Here is a 22,919-nt window from a genome sequence, read left to right on the forward strand (position 1 = left end):
TATCCGTATTAAGGGTTTTCTTTGTCAACAAGGATGTATCTGTTATGACAAATTGTTTACATCTTGATCAAACTTTGGCGACATCCACTGATTATATTAATTAAAGAGATATAGCCCATATACAGACAAGGAATGAAACATAATGAGTGGGAAACTGGATCAACCGAAGAAGCGTTATATGCCTGGAATCGATGGTTTACGAGCCATTTCTGTCCTGGCTGTCATTGCTTACCATTTTGATTTGAAATGGGCGCAAGGCGGATTACTGGGAGTAAGCGTATTTTTTGTCCTGTCCGGCTACCTGATCACGGATCAGCTACTAATGGAGTGGAAAGTGAATAAAACCGTAGCGATTTGGAACTTTTGGATGAGAAGGTTTCGCAGACTATTGCCTGCTATGTTAAGCATGCTCATTCTGGTTGCGTTGTGGTTAATGGCTACGAACCCTGATAGAATCCTGTCACTAAAAGGAGATTTTATCTCTTCTGTTTTTTACGTGAATAACTGGTATCTCATATTTCATAAAGTTTCCTACTTTGAGAGTTTTGGTCCTGCTTCGCCTTTTGGACATCTCTGGTCACTTTCCATCGAGGAACAGTTTTACGTCGCTTGGCCCATTTTACTGTTCATCGGCATAAGGTTTGCACCGCGGCGTGGGAAGCTGCTGTTGAGCATCTTGGTATTGGCTTCCATATCGGCGATGGCCATGACTTTAAAGTATGTGCCAGGAGAAGATCCCAGCAGAGTTTATTACGGGACAGACACCAGGGCCTTCGCCATACTGATTGGAGCCGCCTTGGCGGTTGGATGGTCGAGCTGGAAGCTGAACGAGAAGATTTCACCTGCAGCGCGTACAACGCTTGATATGATCGGCGCATTAGGATTGCTCGTGTTAGTCATACTGATTCATCGTACGAATGAGTATGATGATTCGTTGTACCAGTTCGGTTTTCTCTATCTATCCTTGGTCACGGCGGTAATTATTGCAACGTTGGTACATCCGGCCAGCCGTCTGGGCAAAATCCTTGGATGTCGACCACTGACTTGGCTTGGTAAGCATTCTTATAGCCTCTATATCTGGCACTATCCCGTCATAATCTTAATGCGACCAGATGCGAGTAGTGAAGGGCTTGGATTTACACAGATCTTACTGCGTCTGACCATCATTGTAGTGCTGTCCATTTTATCGTACGAGTTCATTGAAGAACCGATTCGCAGGGGACATTTCCTTACGAAATGGCGTGATATTTGGCGTCATGATCGGTTTAAACCAATGATCGGGTTGAGCGTAACGCTGATCGCCTTCTTCATCGCTCAATCCTGGATAACCAATGCAACCAAGGTTAAACCTGAGCTGGATCAACCTGTAAGCATTCAAAATATCGTGCAAAATGACGATCAGCCAAGCAACAATCATAATCAGCAATTCATTGATGACAATCAACAAACGAGCCATGACGATGAATTCGTCAATCCACCCAATGAAGGGGAGGGCATCACGCTTATTGGTGATTCCCTTACATTGGATGTGGATTCATATGTGAAATTGTTGCTTCCCGGCATCGTGGTTGACGGCAAGGTTGGTAGACAGATGTCGCGTGCTCAAGAAGTTGTGGATGAACTGCGAGCAAAAGGACAATTAGGAGACCACATCATCATAGAACTGGGAAGCAATGGAGTCTTTAACAAAAGTAAACTTCGATCTTTGCTGGATTCTTTACAGACCAAGCAGATTTATCTCGTAACCACAAGGGTCCCCAAAAGTTGGCAGAATACTGTCAATGATGCTTTGAAAGAAGTCGGAAATGAATATCAGAATGTGAAAATTATTGATTGGTATTCTGCCAGTGAGAACAGAAGTGAGTTATTTGCTCATGATGGTGTTCATCTAACTCCGGAAGGAGCTCGCTATTATGCCTCTCTACTGGTTGAACAGCTCAAACAAAACTCATAGATAACCATACCAAGAGAAATGAATGAAAGGATGAAATGAAAGATGAAACAAAGAAAAATATATATGGTGTTGGGGCTTGCTCTCCTGATTTTCGCCCTGGGATATTTGGGCTTTCACTCACAGGCATCTTCCAAAGGTGAACAAGAGAAAACGAATACTAAATCCTTTGAATCATTCAAGAATGCCCCGAACCTAACTCAGTCTCAACCCAAGAAAGACATGAATACGAAAGAGGCTGAACATTCGGAATCGGCGTCAATCAGCGGGGAAGGAGTTACGGTCATAGGAGACTCTGTGATTGTTGGAGTTGAGCCCTACCTGAAGGAAATGCTCCCGAAAATAACTGTTGAAGGAAAGGTCGGCAGACAGATGTCCCAGGCCAGAACAGTAATAGAAGAATTAAGAACACAAGGAAAATTGGGAGACCACATCATTATAGAACTTGGAACCAACGGTCCGTTCTCAAAAGATCAACTTCGCAGTTTGTTAGCATCCCTTGCGGAAACAAAGCAGGTTCTAGTCATGACAACCCGAGTTCCAAAAAGATGGCAAGATACCGTAAATTCGAACATTAAGGATATTGTTAGTGAATTTGATAATGCAAAAGTATTGGATTGGTATGCAGCGAGCGAAGGGGAAGAAGATTATTTTTACAAAGACGGGGTGCACCTGAAGCCGGATGGCAGCAGATTTTTTGCTTCGCTTCTCATACAGGGCTTGCAGGAAAAGTAAGTTGAATTTTACAAACGAAGACGAAAAAAAGGAGTAACACATGTCGCTAAAAAAGAGAAAAATCGCAGCTATACTACTCATCATTCTGTTTGCATTTGTCGCTTTTGGGCTTTATTATTTCTTGTCTATTTATAAAGGGTTGGAAGGCTTAAGTAAAACTTCGGAAAACTCCCCCTTTTTTGAGGGGATGGAAAACGATGAGAAAGTCGTAGAACCTCCGAAGTGGTTAGGCACAGAGGTAGTCAATATTTTATTAATGGGAGTAGATGCTCGCGGAAACAAAAAAGGCGAGATTCCCAGATCTGATAGCATGATGGTAATTTCCTTAGATCCTGTGCATAAGCGTATCCATGTATTCTCTATTCTCCGTGACACTTATACCGATATCCCGGATTATGGAAAAAACCGCATTAACACTGCGATTACGCATGGACCTAAGGCGGCCATGAGTGCTGTAAGTGAGTTGCTTGGTATTCCGATCCAATTTTACGTGTACACAGACTTCCAGGGATTCATCAAACTTGTGGATGCTGTAGGAGGAGTTGATTTTCATGTCGAGAAGGACATGATCTATAAGAGTAACGCTGATAAGCATGAGTACGATATTAACCTGAAAGAAGGAGAGCAGCATTTAGACGGGAAGACAGCACTTCAGTATGTTCGTTTTCGTCATGATGCCCTGTCCGATTATTCTCGAACGAAGCGCCAGCGTGATTTCACCGATGCCATCGTCGAAAAAATGAAAAGCACAACGTCCATCATGAAGCTGCCGTCCATACTGGAAGAAATCAGTCCGTATATTGATACAAATCTGTCGGTTAACAACATGTGGCAATTGGCATCGGTCGGATATAAGTGCAAGGTGGAGGCAAGTGAACAAATCCCGCCAATGAAGTTGCTCAAGGAAACCTATGTTGGAAAAGCAGCGGTACTGAGCGTAACAAGCAGCGATGATCTAAAAGAGTATGTTCGGAATATTATTGAAGCCGATGAGCCAGATCCCGATGAAAAAGGGGGCTCAGCACATCAATAACAGCCCAACCGCGCCATTAAGTAATAAACCCCATTTGAATTCGAGTGGGGTTTATTGCATATTGCTCAAAAAGAAAAGCTAAAGCCCCCAGGAAAACTCCAATGTCGTCCAAAAGCGTATCACTGAGCGGACTCTCCCTGAGTGAGTACGTTGTATCACGGGACCTATGACGTTTTTAATGGGATCTAAAAAGATTTCCATGATATACATCTCAAGTACAGCTCATTAGTCCGTTTGTTATTTATGGATAAATCCGGTTCTTTTGCACGTTGACTTGAAGACTACAGGGTCGAAGGTAGGTACGGTCGTAGTTCTGGGTTTGACGCTATTTGAACATAATAAATAGCCCACCCAAGGGTGGACTTTTCGGAAGAATTTAGGATAGATTCATTAGGACTTTTATTTGGGTGTCGGTGCTGTGCCGGAGGAACTGAATATCTGGTCGAAACGTCGCATAAGTGATTCCAGTGGACCATTGGGTAAACGTGCAATAATCCAACCGATTCCCACTGTTATCACGATGACGAGCAGGTCACCAAATGGGATTTCACCTAGGCCGTAATCAATTTCCAAGAGGGTAAGTACCCAAACCACGACAAACTGTAAAGCATACATCGTGAGGGCCACGCGCCCTACTGCTGCAAAAGGAGTTAAGAGAACGGTCATTTTTTTCGGTACCAGAAACATAAGTCCTACGACCAGAAATGCTATACCAAGTCCGATAAGCGTTTGGAACGTTGATGCGGTATGCGGAGCTGTTTGTAGAAGCATTAGCCAGAGCGGCGGATCTGCATTTAGCGGCCAGATGGCATATGGGTCAGGCGGGCTGGCGTTTGAACCTTGAACACTAAGGAGCCACGACTCAAAGGATAATCTTAGGTCTGGAAGAAGGTAAGCACCCAGTACTTTACCGATAACGAGCATAATGAAACCACAGATCGCAATTGATATTGCTATTCGCTTGTTGGTGAGGTTGAATCGCGCAATCGCCATTCCTGCAACAAAAACAGGGGTAAGTGCGAGAGCAGACATCGGGCCACCGGCAATATCTTGAAGTAGAAATGAATCCGATATGATGCTCATTCCCATAAGCATGAATGGTGGAGCCAAAAACATCAAGGCAAGTGTGGTGTACACAAGTACGCGAGTCGAACGGTAAACCAGTGTTAACGCCAGCACGAACAAGGCTGCGTAGGCAGGAAGAATGATACCATAAGGGGTGTTCAGGAGAATGAGCATATATCCGATCAGATCGATGAATACTGCGCGAGCAAGCATTTTTGACCGAAAAGCGGTTGCATCCGTTCCACGCTCCTTCACACGTTGAGCCATAATAGAGTAGGAGATACCGCCACAGAGAACAAACAACAGCGTCGTGTTACCAGACACGAAGGCATTCCTTTCATTTAAGGCAAAATGCTGCAAAAACATTCCGATAACAGCAAAACCTCTCGCTGCATCAAGCGCGATAAGACGTCCTACCCCACGCGAATGTTTAGGTGTTGGCTTTTCCTTGAGATCGGGCACGATTTTATTGTCGGATTCATCCGACGACTGCAAACTAACTGACAATTCCAATTCCTCCTTAATTGTTTTTAGGTGCAATAATTGCTTGACCTTGTATATCCATACTTTCCCACTATATCGAGCAGTTGTCGCGAAAGTTTGATCAACATGTAAACAAAATGTCACAAGAATATCCTGTTACTCTGCAACAGGAATGTAATACTAGGCTTCTTCCTCATATTGCGGGTGCCTCCGAAATCACTGCCGTATACGTGGCGTGCCCAACAATCCGACTACGGAAATAGACCTTGCACTTTGGCAACTTGCAGCTGCTGTCCATAATGATGCAGCCGCACGTAGGCTTTTGTTCTCCATCTTCATAGCGACACGAACTTGCCGGTCTATTGAGGTTCTATCGGCCATGCTTCCTCGTCAGACGATTATACATTGTGCTGCAGGCAAGGATAGGACGGGAATCGTCGTTGCACTGACTCGATGTAATATCCAATCATTTGACGATTTCTGCGACGGCTATATTTTTAATGGCTTAACCCGAGAAATACTCAAAATTGTTTGGGAGACCGTGGAGGTTCGAGTCCTCTCGTTGGTACTGGCCAATTCCCCATTTTGTAGATATTGAAAAAGAACCTAGGCAGCAAACTGGCAACGGTACTCTACCGGCGTCAGTTTTTTTAGTTTCCGTTGTGGCCATTTTCGGTTGTAAAAGCATAACGTCCGTTGCCTGCTCCCCCAATATCACTTAATGATGATATACTTACCTCATGAATCATGATATTGATAATCAATATCAATTAATGGCTGTTATATAGAAAAAGTGTGATAAGGGAGCGCGGATAGATGCAAGAAGAAGCAGAAGCAAGCCAGGTATTTACACCGGAGATGATCGATACGGTGGCCCGTATTTGGACACGTTCGATCATTACATTAATAGATGTACGCTTTCAGAATGTAGCGTCCCAAACCCCTTTGGAGCAGTATAAAATGCCTAGTAGCATGTTTATCTATGCATATGGAGGAGAAGCGCAAATTCAACTGAATGAAACCACATTTGGAATGGAACGCTTCGGTTTAGTTCACGGCGGGAAAGGAAGCCTGCTCAGTATTTCGCCTAAAGGGGAGATTGTGAAGATCTTTATGGTGTTTTATAAAGCAGAATCCCCTCTTTTTTTCCAGAGGCACCTGCAGCAATTACTGGAGGAAGTGAATCCATTCGTTCAACAGTTTGGTTATACACCAAGTAATCCTATCTTGCTACTCGATTGGTTTCAACAGTTGATGAATGGTTGGAACCGCGGCAAGGCGATGGATCAGCTGCAGGCCAAAAGTTTTCTATATCAATTGGTTCATGGGGTATACAGAGATTTTGAGAGCGGTGAGATTCGGTATCTCCAGCCAGATCCAGCCTGTTCTACCAAGATATATCTCGATAAACATTACATGCAGCCGATTATGTTTCAAGAAATTGCCGATATGTTTGGGATCAGTGGTGGGCAATTGACGCGGCTGTTCAAAAAGAAGGAAGGGATGAGCTTACAGGAGTACCTCATTCAGAAAAGGATTGAAGCTGCCTGTCAGGAATTGAAGCATACAGAAGCAACCATTAAAGAGATTGCAACAGGAACTGGTTTTACAGATGAGAAAAATCTGTTTCGGATGTTTAAGAAGTATTACAAGATGACGCCAAGTGATTATCGGAAAATAAACGCACTATCCATGCAGGTTGATGGTATTGATAATCATTCTCATTTTCTTTACTATGAGAGGGAACTAGCGGGTCTAGTCCAGTCTTATAGAGAAGGGGAATCAACTATGTTTGGAAAAGTAAGAAGTAAAGAAATGATCTTGGCGGCGGCAATGAGCTTGATGTTTTTATTGTCGGCATGTGCGTCGGGAACGCCATCGAATAACGGGGGAACGGTGAATCCAATCCCTGCGCAGACACAACAGACAACACAATCGGAAGTATCGGATACGAAAGCTTCAGAAGCAGTTTCGCAGACGAGAACGATATCCACAGTAAAGGGTGACGTTAAGGTGCCTAACAACCCTCAGCGTGTTGTAGTCGATTATTTGGTTGGTGATGTGGTGGCTCTAGGTGTAACTCCTCTAGGTGTGGCGAGAGCAGCAAGGGATGGGAAAGAGGCTGTTTTTGCTAACCAAATTACAGACTCCATTAAAGTAGCTATGGAGCCGGAAGATGTCATGACTCTTGAGCCTGATCTGATCATTTTAGCATGGGGCGATGAAAATTATGAAGATTTATCCAAAATTGCCCCGACAATTTATGTCCCTTATGGTGATATGACTACAGAAGAACGGATACATTTTATAGGCGATGTTTTGAACAAGCAGGAAGAGGCTAAGGCTGTTTTGAGTGCTTATGCCGGAAAAATCGAAGAAGCCAAGCTAGCCCTTCAGAATGCAGGTCTTTCAGACGTGACGATTACTATGGGGGAATTCAGTGATAAAAGTAACTACATCGCTGGAGCCAAGCATGCGGTTGGCGACCTTGTTTATAATGAACTTAAAATGAAGGCACCGTCGAAAGTTCAAACTGATATTATTGACTCAGATAAATATTGGGGAGATATCTCTATGGAGGTCTTGGCTGCTTACATAGGGGATTATCTAATCGCTATAGGAGATACGAAAGTTCCTACTGATAATACGGTCTGGAAATCGCTACCTGCTGTGCAACATAATCGGATCGTAACAGTGGGTACATCGCTATCTTGGTCCACGGATATAATGACTTCCAGTGCATTAATTGATCATATTGTAAATCAATTGCTGACAATGGCTAAATAAGAGTTTTGACGAGGTATAAAGAAGTACTCCAATTTACAAATATGACTTTCAGTAGGTAAGGAAAGGAAAACGTGATGAAAAACAAGCCTGAACAAAAACGCCGTGGGGCGGTGAACTTCACCATGTACATGGTGGTAGGGCTTGGATTAACGGTTCTCATGTCGGCGGCGTCGATTAGCTTCGGCGCCGCCGACATGAGGTTAGCGACTGCATGGGAGGCTATTTTCCGATTTGATCCAACGCTCACTGAGCATCACATTATTCAAACCCTACGTCTTCCGCGTACCGTAGCCGATCTGATCGTCGGGTGCAGCCTTGCGGTATGCGGGGCTATTATGCAGGGAACGACGCGCAATCCGCTGGCCGACTCCGGGCTGATGGGGATCAGTTCTGGGGCAGCATTCGCGATTGCTCTTTGCCTGGCCTTTCTGCCGGGTTATTCGTATGGACAGATGATGCTGTTTGCTTGTCTGGGAGCAGCGCTCGCGACCGGGATCACTTACTTCATCGCATCAATGGGCAAGCGCGGGATGACGCCTCAGCGGCTGGTACTGGCAGGACTGTCCATCTCCATGCTATTTGGTGCACTCAGTCAGTATTTAGCGATCAATTATAACTTGGGTCGAGCATTGACATTCTGGACGGCAGGCAGTACAGCGGGGGTCAAGTGGGGTGAATTGCTGATTATCTCACCGCTATTTGTTGGTGGTGTACTGCTGGCGCTGGCGCTATCTCCTTCTGTTACACTGCTCAGTTTGGGGGATGATGTGGCAAGTGGACTCGGTATTCGTAGCGGACTGGTCAAGGGATTATCGACGATTATCGTGCTCGTCCTGACTGGATTGGCTGTTGTCGTGGTTGGCCCGATCGGTTTTGTTGGTCTGATTACCCCACATATTGTGCGATACATGGTCGGTGTCGATTATCGTTACATTATTCCGGCGGCTGCGCTATATGGTGCGTTGCTGACCGTGTCAGCCGATCTGGCTGGACGCTTGATCAATAAGCCGTTCGAAACGCCGATTGGCATTATATTTTCTATCATTGGTGTCCCGTACTTTCTCTTCCTGGCTCGCAGACAAAGGAGGGAATCTGAATGATCAAGCAGCGTTATACGATGCAACGGGGCATCATCATCAATGTAGTGCTTATGGTGCTCATCCTTATGTTTGCTGTCATTAGCATGAATTCTGGCAAGATGAATCTTTCACCGCTAGAAGTGTTGAATGTTCTCGTGGGAAACGGCACCGACAAGCAAAATCTGATCGTGTTTGATTTTCGCTTGCCACGAATCGCACTGTCGATCTTGGTGGGTCTGGGAATGGGAGCGGCTGGGGTCGTGATGCAGAGTTTGCTGCGCAATGACATGGCTAGTCCGGGGACACTGGGGATTAGTTCGGGATCAGGTTTGTTTGTCCTGATCTTCGTCGTATTCATTGCATCGACAGGAAAGGGCTCCTTTATTGCCCTGCCACTATTGGCCTTTGTTGGTGGATTGTTGGCGGCGGGACTGATCTTCTTATTATCGTATCGCCGTGGGCGAGATATCTCGTCAATCGGTTTGATCTTAACCGGGGTCGCGCTCGGAAGCGGGTATGAAGCGCTGACCACCTTCCTGACACTCAAGCTGAATGATTCGCAGATGGATTTCATGCTTCATTGGCTGGCGGGAAGCTTGTGGGGCGCTGATTGGCGCTATATTTCCGTACTGGCACCATGGGTCTTCATTTTACTCGGCTATATTTTCTACAAGTCTCGCATGCTCAACACCCTCCATCTGGGCAATCAGACGGCAGAAGGACTGGGTCTTGCCGTGAAGCGGCAGTTTTTGGGGTTGTCGATCGCTGCTGTTGCTTTATCCTCTGGCAGTGTGGCCGTGGGCGGAAGCTTCTTCTTCGTTGGTTTGATCGCTCCGCACATGGCAAGAAAACTAGTCGGGCCCGATCACAAATTGCTCGTTCCGGCTGCCAGCCTGACCGGTGGATTAGTCGTGGTGCTGGCTGACACAATTACGCGCACGGTTAGCCTGGGGGGAGATGTGCCGACGGGAATCGTCATTACGGTCATCAGTGTTCCGTACTTTCTTTATTTACTATCGAAGGCCAATTAGGAGGACGTCATGGAGAGTATTACAGCGCAACAAATCGATATTGCCTATAATGACACGCTTATCGTAAAAGAACTGGATTTGCAGATTCCGCGTGGACAGATTACCTCGATTATTGGCCCCAATGGTTGCGGAAAATCAACCGTACTAAAGGCAGTCGGTCGGCTGCTCAAGACAAAAAAATGGCACGGTTTATCTGAATGGTGCTGATATTTGCACACTGTCCACCAAAGAAGTGGCCAAGCAGATGGCAATTCTGCCGCAGACGCCTACTGCACCGAGCGGTTTGACGGTCGGTCAATTAGTGGCCTATGGGCGTTTTCCTCATCAACGGGGCTTCGGCAAGCTCTCCAAAGAGGATAAGCAAGTAGTTGCCTGGGCCCTATCAGTTACACAGCTTACAGCGTTTGAGCATCGCGAGGTCGATACGCTCTCTGGCGGTCAACGTCAGCGCGTATGGATTGCGATGGCACTCGCCCAGCAGACCGATCTGATCCTGCTGGATGAACCCACCACCTATCTGGACCTGGCACATCAGCTTGAAGTGCTGGAGCTGCTCTATGAACTGAATCGCAGTCAGCAGGTTACGATTGTGATGGTGCTGCATGACCTGAATCTGGCAGCACGCTTCTCCGACTATATGGTGGCGATTCGTGATGGTCAGGTGGTGGAGCATGGCTCGCCAGAGCACGTAATGACGGCACGGACGCTACGTGAGGTGTTTGCCATCGATGCCGAAATTATGCTGGAACCACGAACGGGGCGACCAGTGTATGTGACGTACGAGATATTGCGTGATAAGCGTAGAGGCCAAGGGGCGGATCAAGGATTCTTAAATGATAAGGAGCAGAAGGAGAAGATTGCCACATGAAAATCGCATGGCGTGTCTTGCTGGGCGCACGAAAATACTGGTTGCAGTTAGGCATTGGATTAGTCGGTGTCGTGCTGGCCACAATTGCCGGGTTTTATTTGCCCTGGGCGCTCCGTTCGTTGACACAATTGGCGACCGAAGGTAGCAGTCAGTTTGCCGCAGAAGCATTGAAGATTGGTTTATTGCTACTTGGAGCTACCTGTTTGCAAGCCATCGGAACATCACTGGCAGGCTATATGAACCATTATGCCGCACTTCATTACGTGGCGGATTTACGAACAAGATTGTATAGCAAATATCAGCAGATGAGTTTGCGCTATTTCCATCGAAGCCGGACGGGTGACTTGACCGGGCGCGTTGTGAATGATGCGATGGAAGCGGAAATTTTCATTGCCCATGCTATACCTGACTTTATCGTTAACGGACTGACCTTTATCGGAGTAGGCATCCTGCTCTTGACGATCAATGTGAAGCTGGCACTGATCAGTCTGATCACGATTCCGTTGCTGCTTGTAATCACGGTATGGCAAAGCAAGCACTTGTCGCCGCTGTGGGGAGAGAGTTCCCAAGCTCGGGGAGATATCGCTGGAAAGGTGCAGGAAAATTTGTCGGGCATGAAAGAAATCCAAATTTTCAATCGACAGGAGGAGGAGCGGGTCAACGTTTCTCGTCTGGCTATGAAATATTCGAAGACCTATTTACGCGCCAGTTTGTTCTATGAAACCTCTTTGCCGTTGTTGGCATTTGTGACCACACTGGGGACTGTATTTGTCGTGATACTGGGCGGCAGATTGATGGCAACAGGCGAGGTAAGCATTGCTGATATCATCGGATTCATCGCCTACCTAGGTATGTTTTATCAACCGATAAAGTCTTTTTCCGGCTTGGTGGAAATGGCAGGGCGAGCCTCGGCTGGCCTTAAACGGGTATATGATGTGCTGGAAGAAGAGGAAGACATAAAGGAGAAGCGAAACGCAGTCCATTTGCCGCGTGTACAAGGACAGATCTCCTTTCAAGATGTCACATTTCTTTATCAAGATGGTTCGCCTGTACTAGAGGGGCTGAACCTGACCATTGAACATGGAAAAACAGTAGCTCTTGTAGGCACCACAGGAGTGGGTAAGTCGACATTGGCCAGTCTCGTTAACCGATTCTACGACCCGCAGGCGGGATCGATTCGAGTGGATGGCATCGATATTCGTGATGTGACGCTCTCCAGCCTGCGTAACAATATTTCAATGGTGCTGCAGGATACGTTCCTGTTTGATGGCTCGGTGTATGACAATATTGCTTATGGATGGAAGGACGCGACCCGGAAAGATGTGATTGCCGCAGCTAAAGCAGCTAAAGCACATGGATTTATATCTCAGATGGAGCAAGGCTATGATACGGTAATTGGTGAACGCGGTGTGCGTTTGTCTGGAGGGCAGAAACAGCGCCTTTCGATAGCACGGGCGATTCTGCGCAATGCACCGATCCTCATTCTGGATGAAGCGACATCGGCGCTTGATACCAAGACCGAGCAAGAGATCCAACAGGCACTGGATGAAATATCGAAGGATCGCACAACACTGGTGATTGCCCATCGGCTATCGACGGTCCGTCATGCCGACCAGATCGTTGTGCTGGAGGGTACAGAGATTGCCGAGATGGGTACACATGAGGAACTGCTGCATAGCGGAGGTATTTATGCACGATTGTATGCAACACAAGCCTCTTGAACGTAACCAATCCAAACAAGACTAAACAGGAGAAGGACAGGACGACGATGACTGAATTATAAATTCTAACGATTGTGGGCGGCGGTCCGGTCCTGCAGGACTGTACACTGCGTTTTTTAAGGGAATGCACGATATGAAGGTTGGTACAAGTTCGTGTCCCGAGCCAAGGACAAGAACTTGTACCGATTGCCGGAATGGACAAGAACATATTCCGATTACCGATTAGGCATGTATCTAAACGATTTTTTCCTCTTAATTCGTTAATCTAATGGGTAGGATTGCTCAATGTTGTTGTTGAATACTCTTCGTTGCAGGGGTTATAGATATTGAGGGGGTTATAGAAGTGTTCGGTGCTGCTTTGTTACTCGTTTTCGGATGAAAAATTGAGCATTTTAAATGTCTAAGGATGAAATAATAAGCGGAAATAGACACCCTATTGATAGTTATCCCCATTTAGTAGATAAGAACAAGACTATCTTATAAGATAGTCTTGATTTTGTTTAACGAAGGAGCTTTTTCATGGTTAAAAAAGTTATGAAGCGACAACAATTGATCAGTTATATTGGGGCGCAATTTTTATGGTAGAGTGGATGTGCTATTTAAATCCGTCGCTTAATTTTTGACCATCCTTTGCCGGGTTTAATGCTGCATAGTGTGCAAAGGATGGATCAGGAATATTTTGTGCTTGTCTGCTATATTTGCCCGGAGAGACTCCGGTAATTTTGGTGAAGGTTCGAATAAAATTGGCATAATCGCGAAACCCCGATTGGAAGCAGGCATCCGTAATGCTCATCCCGCCGGATAGGTAATATCTCGCCAATTCAATACGACGGTTCAAGATGTAAGAGCGGATCGTTAGTCCGGTATGCTTTTTAAACTGGCGGCTGATATACGTGCTGTTCATATAAAATGCCTCGGCAAGCTTGCGAAGCGTAATCTCCTGGGAAATGTGCGCTTCAATATAATCCATTGTTTTACGTACCATCTCTGGCATGATATCGATTGGTATAGAGGACTTATTGTGGAACGAATTGTTTATGAGAACCAACAACTGTGCAATGACTGCATTGGTTTTAACATCCGTTCCATATACATTTGAATCAAGCAATTCCTCCAGTTCGCTAGTTAAATGCAAAATCTGCTTCATATGGTAATCATCTAAGTGAACGATGTTCTGTTGTCCCTTTGGACGATGATCAAAACATGCGGATAGATTGGTTGATAAAGTCGACAACTGACAAAGATATGTTTTTTTTAGATTGATAGTAATTCGTTCATATTCGGTTCCATCCAAAATAAAGGCGCGATGCATTTCCTCCGGAGACATAATAAGCAAATCTCCCGGCTCCAGATGATAACATCGGTTCTCCACATAAAAGTTGACATTGCCGCGAATAAAAAGGTAGATCTCGTATGCATCATGTCGATGATAGATTGTTTCCAATGGATACGTAGTTACGCGATGAAGATATAAAAGCTCGGACTGGATGGGATCGTAAAAATATTCAGTGGATCCGTTCATATAGCACCTCCTTGTCCTTTCGCGCAATAAATAGAGCGGAATACGCAATGAAAATGTAATCAGCTTTACCTTAAACTGTAATCAACCTAACATGCTGCATCTGCTATTGCAAGCGTTTCCCTGCATTTTAGGCCTGGATCTGGCAAATTGCAGAGCGGCGATAAGATGTATATCAAACTCAAATGGAGGAACGACTGATGAACTACAATTCTGCTTCAAATGCGAGGGAACAAACGGAACAGAATCATCCATCTATAGCTGCTGTGAAGATCAGTAAGGCCATAGGGAAACTTCCACCAAATAAAAATCCTTTGGTTGCTCATAAATTTGGAGCCGATCCGTATGCTCTGGTGTTCGAGGGGCGTGTCTATCTGTACATGACGAGTGATAAGCTGGAATATGATTCTGAGGGCAATCCGCAGAAAAACAGTTTCCACTCGATTAACCGCATAACAGTCATCTCTTCAGACGACTTGGTTAACTGGACAGATCATGGTGAGATTCATGTGGCAGGGCCCCAAGGCGCAGCCACATGGGCCACTCAATCCTGGGCACCAGCCGCTGCCCATCAGATCATTGACGGGCAGGATCGATTCTTTCTTTATTTTTCCAACAATGCCAGCGGCATCGGCGTATTGTCAGCCCCGAGTCCGGTCGGGCCCTGGACAGATCCTATTGGAAAAGCGCTCATTACCAGAGAGACTCCGGGTGTTGAGGATGTGACGTGGCTGTTCGATCCGGCCGTACTGGTAGATGATGATCACAGAGCTTATATCTATTTTGGGGGTGGCATACCGGAAGGGAGAGCAGATAGGCCGGATACCGCAAGAGTTATGCCATTGGGTGAAGATATGACCAGTGTGGTGGGCCGGGCGAGGGTTATCCCTGCTCCGTACATGTTTGAGGATGCGGGGATTCACAAATTCAACAATATCTATTATTTTACCTACTGCTCTAACTTTGACGAGGGTATTCGTCCAGAGGGCAGTCCGCCACCCGGCGAGATTGCTTACATGACGAGCAGCCAGCCCATGGGTCCATGGACGTACAGAGGAACGGTCCTGCGAAATCCGGGTCACTTTTTTGGCGTTGGCGGCAACAATCATCATGCCATATTTCAATTTGCGGATCACTGGTATATTGCTTATCACGCCCAGACGTTATCACAGGCGATGGAGGTTCCTGATGGTTATCGTTCGACACATCTGAACCAGATTAGCTTCAACGAAGCAGATGGTCGTATGAACGAGGTGGCCGCCGATTATGAAGGTGTTGAACAGATCAAGCTGTTCAATCCTTATCAGAGGGTAGCTGCTGCCACAATGGGATGGAGCGCAGGGGTGAAGACGGAGCGATTAAGTACATCAATGCCTACGGCTGGTGCCGATTCTGAGGTTGTTGTTACCGAGATGGAAAGAGGCAGCTGGATTGCGTTATCGAAGGTTGATTTTGGCAATGAAGGGGCAGCATGCTTTACAGCTGCAATCTCCAATGAAGGCGCGGAGGCGGTGCTGGAGCTTCATCTGGATCGCCCGGACGGACTGCTGATTGGGCAGCTTGAGATTCCGGCATCGGGTGGATCACCTGAATCGGGCATATCACCTCGATGGAAAGAGCATTCAACCGGGATTACTGATGCACAGGGAGTTCATGACATCTATATGGTGGTTGGGGGAGCATTGGGCAAGCAAGGCATCAGTATTAGGGAATGGAGTTTTGAATAAGCAAGGAACTAGACTTGGGCCTAATATATCTGCTGAGATTGTGTGGCCAATAAAGCTAGAAAGGAAGAATGGCCAACATGCATGCAAATCCAATTATTTGGGCTGATTATCCCGATCTAGATGTGATTCGGGTTGAAGACACGTATTATATGGTCAGCACAACCATGCATATGATGCCAGGCTGCGTCATCCTGCGTTCCTATGACCTGATCCATTGGGAAGTGGCTACGCATGTGTACGACAGACTTGACGATACACCCGCGCAGCGGCTGGAGCAAGGCAGGCAAATTTACAGCAAAGGCATGTGGGCAGCGTCGCTTCGATATCACAAGCATAAGTTCTATGTCATTTTTGTGGCAAACGATACCCATAAGACATATTTGTACACGGCCGATACAATCTCGGGTCCATGGACCAAGCGGTATGTGGAAGGCTTTTATCATGATTGCTCCCTGTTTTTCGACGAAGATGACCGAATTTACCTGGTCCATGGTAATTCCGAAATTCATTTGACCGAGTTAAGCTCTGATCTGTCCGGCCCCAAGCCCGGTGGAGTGCTGCGCATGATCGTAAAAGAAAAAGAGCCTTATTTCCTCGGTTACGAGGGGGCCCATTTTTACAAAATTAATGGAAAATACTATGTGTTTCTGATTCATATTTCACAAGCTACCGGCCGAAGAACACAGGCGTGTTACATGGCGGATTCCCTGGAAGACGAATTTGTTGGCGGAGAAGTGTTTAACGACGATATGGGTTATTTTAATTCAGGTGTAGCCCAGGGCGGAATCGTGGATACACCGGATGGCGACTGGTACGCCATGCTGTTTCAGGATAACGGGGCGGTTGGCCGCATCCCTGTGCTGGTTCCGCTTCACTTTGAGAACGATATCCCGGTGTTCGCCAGAGAAGCGCCAAAAGAAATCGTTGTGCCGAGTACAAGACCCGATTATGTATACAGGCCTCTTGTTGACAGCGATAATTTTTACTGCGAAGTGAATAAAGAGGGAAAGGTACGGCTCAAGGATGTCTGGCAATGGAATCACACTCCGAATGATGCGCTCTGGTCGGTGACCGACCCGCCTGGGGTGTATCGGATTCAAACCGCACACATCAGCCCCAATCTGACCTTTGCGGTTAATACGCTGACGCAGCGTGCAATGGGTCCTGCCTGTGAAGCAATCGTTACGCTGGATGGCAGCAGGCTGGAGGATGGTGATTATGCAGGCTTGTGTTTCCTGATCGGTACATACGGTTTAATTGCGCTGACGAAGACTGAAGGGCAATTTTACCTGGTCATGCTGGCAAGAAACAGCGAGGATTCATCGATATTTGGCAATCTGGTTGATACGGAGCCTGCCACCGAGTATGCCAGGATACCTGTTTCAGGATCCGTAGTTACGCTCAAGGCTTTTGGCAACTTCGTGAATAATCAGGACGACTGTACATTCTCCTATCTGGCGGGGACAGAGTGGAAGCCGCTTGGCATTTCCCACAAAATGATTTATAAGTTGGATCATTTTATGGGCTGCCGGATCGGGTTGTTTTTATATTCGACGAGAGTGACCGGGGGCAGCGCTGATTTTTCGAATTTTAAATATGATGTGATCGTGTCGGAAGACGAGAACAAACATGCATAGAAGTCGCCGAGCCGGCGGCTTTTTTTATAATATCAGAAAGGTTAAAATTCCTGATGTTGCCAAAAAACGTTGTCCATTACAGACGAATGGGGGTGCATGATGTGCGTATTTCTGCTTTAACCAAAACAAAATGGGTTGTCATTCTGTTGCTCAGTGCATGTATACCAACAGACCATACGAGCGGATATTCAGGACAAAGCATGCCCGTGGTGGATGGGCAGCCATCCGGGGATCATTCCATTTTCGAAAAATACAGTTCTCCGGTAGAAGTATCTTTTGTCAGGGAGGCCGGGGATGATCTGGAGCCGATGATCAGCCAGCTGCCGGGAGAGACACTGCTGGACAATCGCTGGACCCGGTTATATGAGCAAGAGCTTGGGATTAAGCTTCGCTATGACTGGATCGCCAAAGGAGAGATGTACGGTCAGAAGCTGGGTGTTTCCCTCGCTGCAGGTCGAATTCCGGACGTTGTGAAGGTAAATCCATACCAATTAAGGCAGCTGAGCAATGCGGGGCTGATCCAGGATCTGTCCGAGGTGTACACAACGTATGCTTCGCCGCTTGCGAAGAGCATATTGGAGGCGGAAGGAAGCGGGCCTTTTGACGCGGCAACCATCGATGGCAAGCTGATGGCGATACCTGAAACGGCCTCCTCCATCGAGACAGCCCAGTACTTGTGGATCAGAACCGATTGGCTTGAACGTCTGGAACTTCAGCCGCCTGAGACGATGGAGGACGTACTTGAGATTTCGAAAGCGTTTACACAAGAAGACCCTGACGGCAACGGCCAGCAGGATACCTACGGCCTTGCACTAACGAATCATCTGTGGGACCCGGTCATGGGGGTTGCCGGTCTGATGGCAGGGTATGGTGCATACCCGAATATATGGATTAAAGATGCACATGGCAAGCTCGTTTATGGCGGCATTCAGCCTGAAGTCCGGGAGGCGCTGCAGGTTCTGCAAACGATGTACCTGGAGGGGCAGCTTGACCCTGAATTCAGCTATAAGAAGGGAACACAGGCCGTACGACTGATCAAAAACGGAAAAATCGGCATGCTGTACGGTGAACAATGGACACCCTTCATGATTCAGTCGAGCCGAGAGAACGATGCAGCAGCGGACTGGCAGTCTTACCCCATAGTAGCTAAATCCGGCAATCAGATTAAAGTGCCACTTCGCACCAACACCTGGCAATATTTCGCCGTCAGAAAGGACTACGCTCATCCTGAAGTGGTGATGAAGCTTATGAATCTTCATTTGCAGACCAACTGGGGGGAGCAGGCACAGTATGAAACGTACTACAATGACGATTCCAAGGCAGTGTGGATGCTATCGCCGGTGACCCCCTTTCCGGGAACCAAAAATCTGGATGCTTACCGGCAAATTCGGGAGGCGCAGCGTTCCGGCAATCTTGCTGTTCTTCAGGATGAAGCATCCGCTATTCAAAAAAGAATCGAAGCCTATGCGACAGAAGGTGTCGAAAGCGGCTGGGGCTGGAATCAAACCTACGGACCGACAGGCGCATTTAGCATAGCTGATGGTTACGAGCGGAACGGACAGCTTTTATATGACCAATTCACGGGGGGGATTACAGAAACGATGGTCGACCGTCAGATGATCCTGAACGATCTTCAGCTTGAGGCATACATGAACATTATTCTCGGCAGACCGATTGAAGAGTTCGACCAGTTTGTGGAGAGTTGGCTCAAGTTAGGCGGAGAACAGATCACAACGGAGGTTAATGCGTGGCTCAAAACCAAAACAGCACTGGAACGCTGACCGCTCCTCAATAGTGCCTTCATATGCAAAATGTGCAAAAAGACAATCCAGCCTGTAGCAATGGAGGGGAGTGAGTTGATTAAGTTTCCTGCCCAATCCTGGCGCAGCAGCATTTTCGCCCGGTTGGTTATCACCTATCTGATTTTTGTTCTTCCACTGATTCTCCTGGGCCTGTATCTGTACAATTGGAGCTATGACAATGCCAGCCAGGAAATATCCTCGTCAACAGAAAGACGGCTTACCCGGTATCTGGATGAATTGAATCGGGAAATTGAATGGCTGGAGCTGCAGCAGTTCGACATCGTTGAGGACAGGAAGCTGAACAGGCTCGCCATTCTGTGGGGAATGATGGATCAGGTAGAGCGCCGCGATACATTGAATTATTTGTCCGAGCGGCTGGCTACGTTCAAGAACAGCAGTGCTTACATCAAGAACGTTCATGTGCATATCCGCACGATTGGCAAGAGCATCTCCGCCACCCATGGCATCGATGATTATGACAAAGCCTCCTATGAATACTTTAGCTCCGGCATGCAGGGGAAAGGCGCGCGCTTTACGGTGAAGGAGGACACCATGAATCTGAGTGCCGTGCGCCTGACTGGCAAGAAGGGAGAAGAACCGCTGTTTGCGGTCCAGGTCGAGCTGGATACGGAGCAATTTCAAAATGCACTGACCCAGCTTAATCTTTACCCGGACAGTGGCTCCTTCCTCATTGAGGAAAAGACGGGCCATATTATCACAGACGTTTCCAAGCGTGACTTTATCCTCCCTTACTACCGTGATCACATCACCGATAGTGATCATGGCGGCTTTCAGGTGAAGGTCGAGGGTACACGCTATTATGTCAGCCAGAGCCATATGGGCCCATTGGGCTTATCGGTAGCAACGTATTTGCCAGAGGAAAGTGTGAAGAGGCCGCTAAGCAAGTTCTATCATTGGGCTTGGCTGTTTGCAATGACATCCTTCGTCGCGATATCGGCTTATCTCTATTCCAGCTACAAGCTGATTCACATTCCGCTGCTGCTGCTCGTCAAAAGATTCAAAAAAATGGAGACAGGTGTACTGGACATTCCCATCGTGCACAAGCGCAAGGATGAATTTGGCTTTCTGTACTCCCGGTTCAATCAGATGCTTGAGAAGCTTCAACTGCTTATCGATCGGGATTTCAAAAAGACGATGATGATGCAGCGCGCCGAATTGAAGCAGCTTCAGTCGCAGATTAATCCTCATTTTTTGTATAACAGCTTTTTCATTATCAATTCGCTCGCAAGAACGGGGGATACAGCGCGGATTGAGCAATTTGCCAACATGCTTGGTGAATATTTCAGGTTCATTACCCGAAACGGGACAGATCATGTAAGACTGGAGGAGGAAGCTGCCCATTCGAGTGTGTATACGGAAATTCAGAAGCTGCGTTTTTCCAGACGAATACAGGCCGACTTCGGGGAGCTGCCACCGGATATGAAGCAGATTCGTGTTCCTCGGTTAATCATACAGCCAATCATTGAGAATGCTTACGAGCACAGTCTTGAAAAAATGACGGATCAGGGCATGCTTAGGGTCCGGTTCAGCATGAAGGGGAATATCGCTGAAATTAGTGTAGAGGACAACGGGCATGAGTTGACGGACCTGCACATTCATGCGCTTCAGGAGCGTCTGCTTGAAGATGGCAGCTCGGATGAAATGACCGGACTCATGAATATTCATCGGCGCCTGGTGCTGACATTCGGGGAAGGAAGCGGCCTGTTTTTGGCCAGAAGCGAGCTGCAGGGATTGAAGGTCACGATTCGAATCCGAAAGGAAGGAAGGGAAAGCGAATGTATCGACTTTTGATTGTGGATGATGAGGAAATTATTACGGACAGCCTCTACGAAACCTTTGCAAGCCATATGCCGGAACGGCTTGATGTATGCAAGGCTTATTCAGCCAGGGAGGCATTAACGTGGATGGAACGCTCAAGGATCGATATCGTGTTGACAGACATTCGTATGCCTGGCATGAGCGGTCTTGAACTGACAGAACAGATCCAGGCTTACTGGTCGCACTGCCGCGTCATTTTTCTCACCGGCTACAGCGATTTTAATTATGCCTACAAGGCTTTTCAAATGCCCAATGTACGTTATTTACTCAAAACGGAAGGATATGACAAGATCATGGCTGTGGTTGAGGAGGTCATGCAAGAGGTTCGGCAGAGTCACCGCATGCACGAATTGCTGGAGCAGTCCCAAGAGGCAACCTGTCAGCTGGAGGTGCTTCAGCAGGAAGAGTATTTGAGGAACGTGCTACAGAACTCCACACCATATGTGGCAGGTTGCTCCAGTGAGATTCAGGATGAATGGGCAAGGCGAGACATGAGTCTTCATCTCTCGGCCCCTGTTTACATTGTGCTGGGTCGATTTGATTATAAGGATAAACCTCTGCACCTGGAGCGCGCACAGATTCAGGCATCAGCGCGAAGGATCGGTTCTTCCTTGATGGATGAGCACACCCTTCACGCCAGCGTAACAGACCATTATGGAGATGTGGTATGGCTGGTTCAGCCCAAACATCCGGAAGCAGAGCCAGGCCATTCACTGATCCGATATCTGGAGGGTATACTCGAATTGGTGCAGGAAGCCTGCATGGCTTCACTTGGCATATCGGTGGCTTTTGCGTTAAGCGGGAAAAGCTGCAACTGGTACGACATTACTCGGCAATACGAGCGATTGAGGCAGCTGCATTGGATGAAGATTGGTGATGGCATTTCCATGGTGCTTACCGATCTTGATGATGCTTTGCCGAATCAGGGCCAAAGGGAGCTCACACGGGTCAGCAGCCGAATTGAGGTCATGTCAGGGTATTTGGAAACGGGACGAATTCAGCAATTTTACGAAGTGTTTGAAGAGCTGGCCAATGAACTGCTTCAACAGGATGTGACGATGGAGAGGGCGATGGAAACCTATTATAATCTGGCGCTGTATCTGTATTCGACTATCAATCGATGGGGACTGTATCAGGATATTCCCGATCAGCGCAGATTGCTTCGTCTGAGCGAGTACGCATCTATGAAGGACGCCGTGCAGGTGCTGTATCAGGCAACCGACAAGCTCGTACGCTTCAAGGGCTCGGATGAGCAGGAGCGAGCGAATGCGGTCATTCATTCCCTGTGTACTTACGTCAAGGAGCACCTGGAAGAAGATCTTTCCCTAGTGAGGCTGGCAGAGCTTCATCATTTCAATCCATCCTATCTCTCCCGTTTCTTCAAACAGGAGATGGGCATCAACCTCTCCGAATTTATTGACGAGCTGCGAGTTAGAAGAGCAAAGGAACTGCTGACGAATAGCGATCTCATGGTTCGGGAGGTTGCACTCCAGGTTGGTTATGAGGCAGCGCATTCCTTTACTCGTTTTTTCAAAAAGGTGACAGGCATGACTCCCCAGGAATTCCGGGAATCCCTTTTGGTCCGTTAAAATAGAAGTAGATATGAACAGCAGCAAGACCTCAGGTGAGATGAACCTGAGGT

The 22,919-nt window shown here is 47.1% G+C and carries 15 protein-coding genes and 1 pseudogene; 14 read left to right on the forward strand and 2 right to left on the reverse strand.

The window, feature by feature from the left end; all coding sequences use genetic code 11:
* Positions 1-142 precede the first annotated feature (142 nt).
* Genes CRO25_RS05310 through CRO25_RS05320 form a run of 3 tightly spaced genes read left to right on the forward strand, consistent with a single transcriptional unit; the run spans position 143 to position 3,719 of the window.
* Positions 143-1,954 carry an acyltransferase family protein gene (locus CRO25_RS05310; protein ID WP_079693679.1) on the forward strand — a complete coding sequence of 604 codons (1,812 nt, stop codon included), beginning with the start codon at positions 143-145 and terminating at the stop codon, positions 1,952-1,954.
* A gap of 42 nt (positions 1,955-1,996) precedes the next feature.
* Complete coding sequence (locus CRO25_RS05315; protein ID WP_079693678.1) at positions 1,997-2,686, forward strand: hypothetical protein; 690 nt, start codon at positions 1,997-1,999, stop codon at positions 2,684-2,686.
* A 40-nt stretch (positions 2,687-2,726) separates the two neighbouring features.
* Positions 2,727-3,719, forward strand: coding sequence for an LCP family protein (locus CRO25_RS05320; protein WP_079693677.1), 993 nt, complete (start codon positions 2,727-2,729; stop codon positions 3,717-3,719).
* 399 nt (positions 3,720-4,118) lie between these two features.
* Here the strand turns inward: CRO25_RS05320 and CRO25_RS05325 are convergent, their stop codons facing one another.
* Positions 4,119-5,249 (reverse strand): DUF418 domain-containing protein, encoded by a 1,131-nt coding sequence (locus CRO25_RS05325; protein WP_256863583.1) that lies wholly within the window; start codon positions 5,247-5,249, stop codon positions 4,119-4,121.
* 253 nt (positions 5,250-5,502) lie between these two features.
* On the opposite strand from CRO25_RS05325, the gene CRO25_RS34250 reads away from it, so the two are divergent.
* The 6 genes and pseudogenes from CRO25_RS34250 (at position 5,503) to CRO25_RS05355 (ending at position 12,753) form a co-directional block, all read left to right on the forward strand.
* A complete protein-coding gene (locus CRO25_RS34250) occupies positions 5,503-5,865 on the forward strand; it encodes a tyrosine-protein phosphatase (RefSeq protein ID WP_143806490.1) in 363 nt (120 codons plus the stop codon).
* A 218-nt stretch (positions 5,866-6,083) separates the two neighbouring features.
* A complete protein-coding gene (locus tag CRO25_RS05335) occupies positions 6,084-8,054 on the forward strand; it encodes an AraC family transcriptional regulator (protein WP_079693674.1) in 1,971 nt (656 codons plus the stop codon).
* Between the two features lie 74 nt (positions 8,055-8,128).
* Positions 8,129-9,154, forward strand: coding sequence for an iron ABC transporter permease (locus CRO25_RS05340; RefSeq protein ID WP_063568420.1), 1,026 nt, complete (start codon positions 8,129-8,131; stop codon positions 9,152-9,154).
* The gene (locus CRO25_RS05345) at positions 9,151-10,164 is read left to right on the forward strand and encodes an iron ABC transporter permease (protein WP_079693673.1); all 1,014 of its coding nucleotides are present in this window, start codon (positions 9,151-9,153) and stop codon (positions 10,162-10,164) included. Before CRO25_RS05340 ends, CRO25_RS05345 begins: the two co-directional genes overlap by 4 nt.
* Before the next feature lie 9 nt (positions 10,165-10,173).
* A pseudogene (locus tag CRO25_RS05350) lies at positions 10,174-11,032 on the forward strand (ABC transporter ATP-binding protein).
* Positions 11,029-12,753, forward strand: a complete 1,725-nt coding sequence (locus tag CRO25_RS05355) for an ABC transporter ATP-binding protein (protein ID WP_079693672.1) — start codon at positions 11,029-11,031, stop codon at positions 12,751-12,753. The pseudogene CRO25_RS05350 and the gene CRO25_RS05355 overlap by 4 nt, the downstream one beginning before the upstream one ends.
* Before the next feature lie 595 nt (positions 12,754-13,348).
* On the opposite strand, the gene CRO25_RS05360 is transcribed toward CRO25_RS05355, so the two are convergent.
* A complete protein-coding gene (locus CRO25_RS05360) occupies positions 13,349-14,275 on the reverse strand; it encodes an AraC family transcriptional regulator (RefSeq protein WP_079693671.1) in 927 nt (308 codons plus the stop codon).
* Positions 14,276-14,472: 197 nt separating this feature from the next.
* On the opposite strand from CRO25_RS05360, the gene CRO25_RS05365 reads away from it, so the two are divergent.
* From CRO25_RS05365 to CRO25_RS05385, 5 genes are all read left to right on the forward strand, one after another.
* The gene (locus tag CRO25_RS05365) at positions 14,473-15,999 is read left to right on the forward strand and encodes a glycoside hydrolase family 43 protein (RefSeq protein ID WP_079693670.1); all 1,527 of its coding nucleotides are present in this window, start codon (positions 14,473-14,475) and stop codon (positions 15,997-15,999) included.
* A gap of 77 nt (positions 16,000-16,076) precedes the next feature.
* Complete coding sequence (locus CRO25_RS05370) at positions 16,077-17,636, forward strand: glycoside hydrolase 43 family protein (RefSeq protein WP_079693669.1); 1,560 nt, start codon at positions 16,077-16,079, stop codon at positions 17,634-17,636.
* 200 nt (positions 17,637-17,836) lie between these two features.
* Positions 17,837-19,417 (forward strand): extracellular solute-binding protein, encoded by a 1,581-nt coding sequence (locus CRO25_RS05375; RefSeq protein WP_079694257.1) that lies wholly within the window; start codon positions 17,837-17,839, stop codon positions 19,415-19,417.
* Positions 19,418-19,492: 75 nt separating this feature from the next.
* Entirely contained in the window at positions 19,493-21,250 is a 1,758-nt protein-coding gene (locus tag CRO25_RS05380; RefSeq protein WP_079693668.1) for a sensor histidine kinase, read from the forward strand.
* A complete protein-coding gene (locus CRO25_RS05385) occupies positions 21,235-22,866 on the forward strand; it encodes a response regulator (RefSeq protein WP_079693667.1) in 1,632 nt (543 codons plus the stop codon). The genes CRO25_RS05380 and CRO25_RS05385 overlap by 16 nt, the downstream gene beginning before the upstream one ends.
* The last annotated feature ends 53 nt before the right edge of the window (positions 22,867-22,919 follow it).

The sequence above is a fragment of the Paenibacillus sp. RU5M genome, from assembly GCF_900221055.1.
Lineage (GTDB): Bacteria > Bacillota > Bacilli > Paenibacillales > Paenibacillaceae > Paenibacillus > Paenibacillus marchantiae.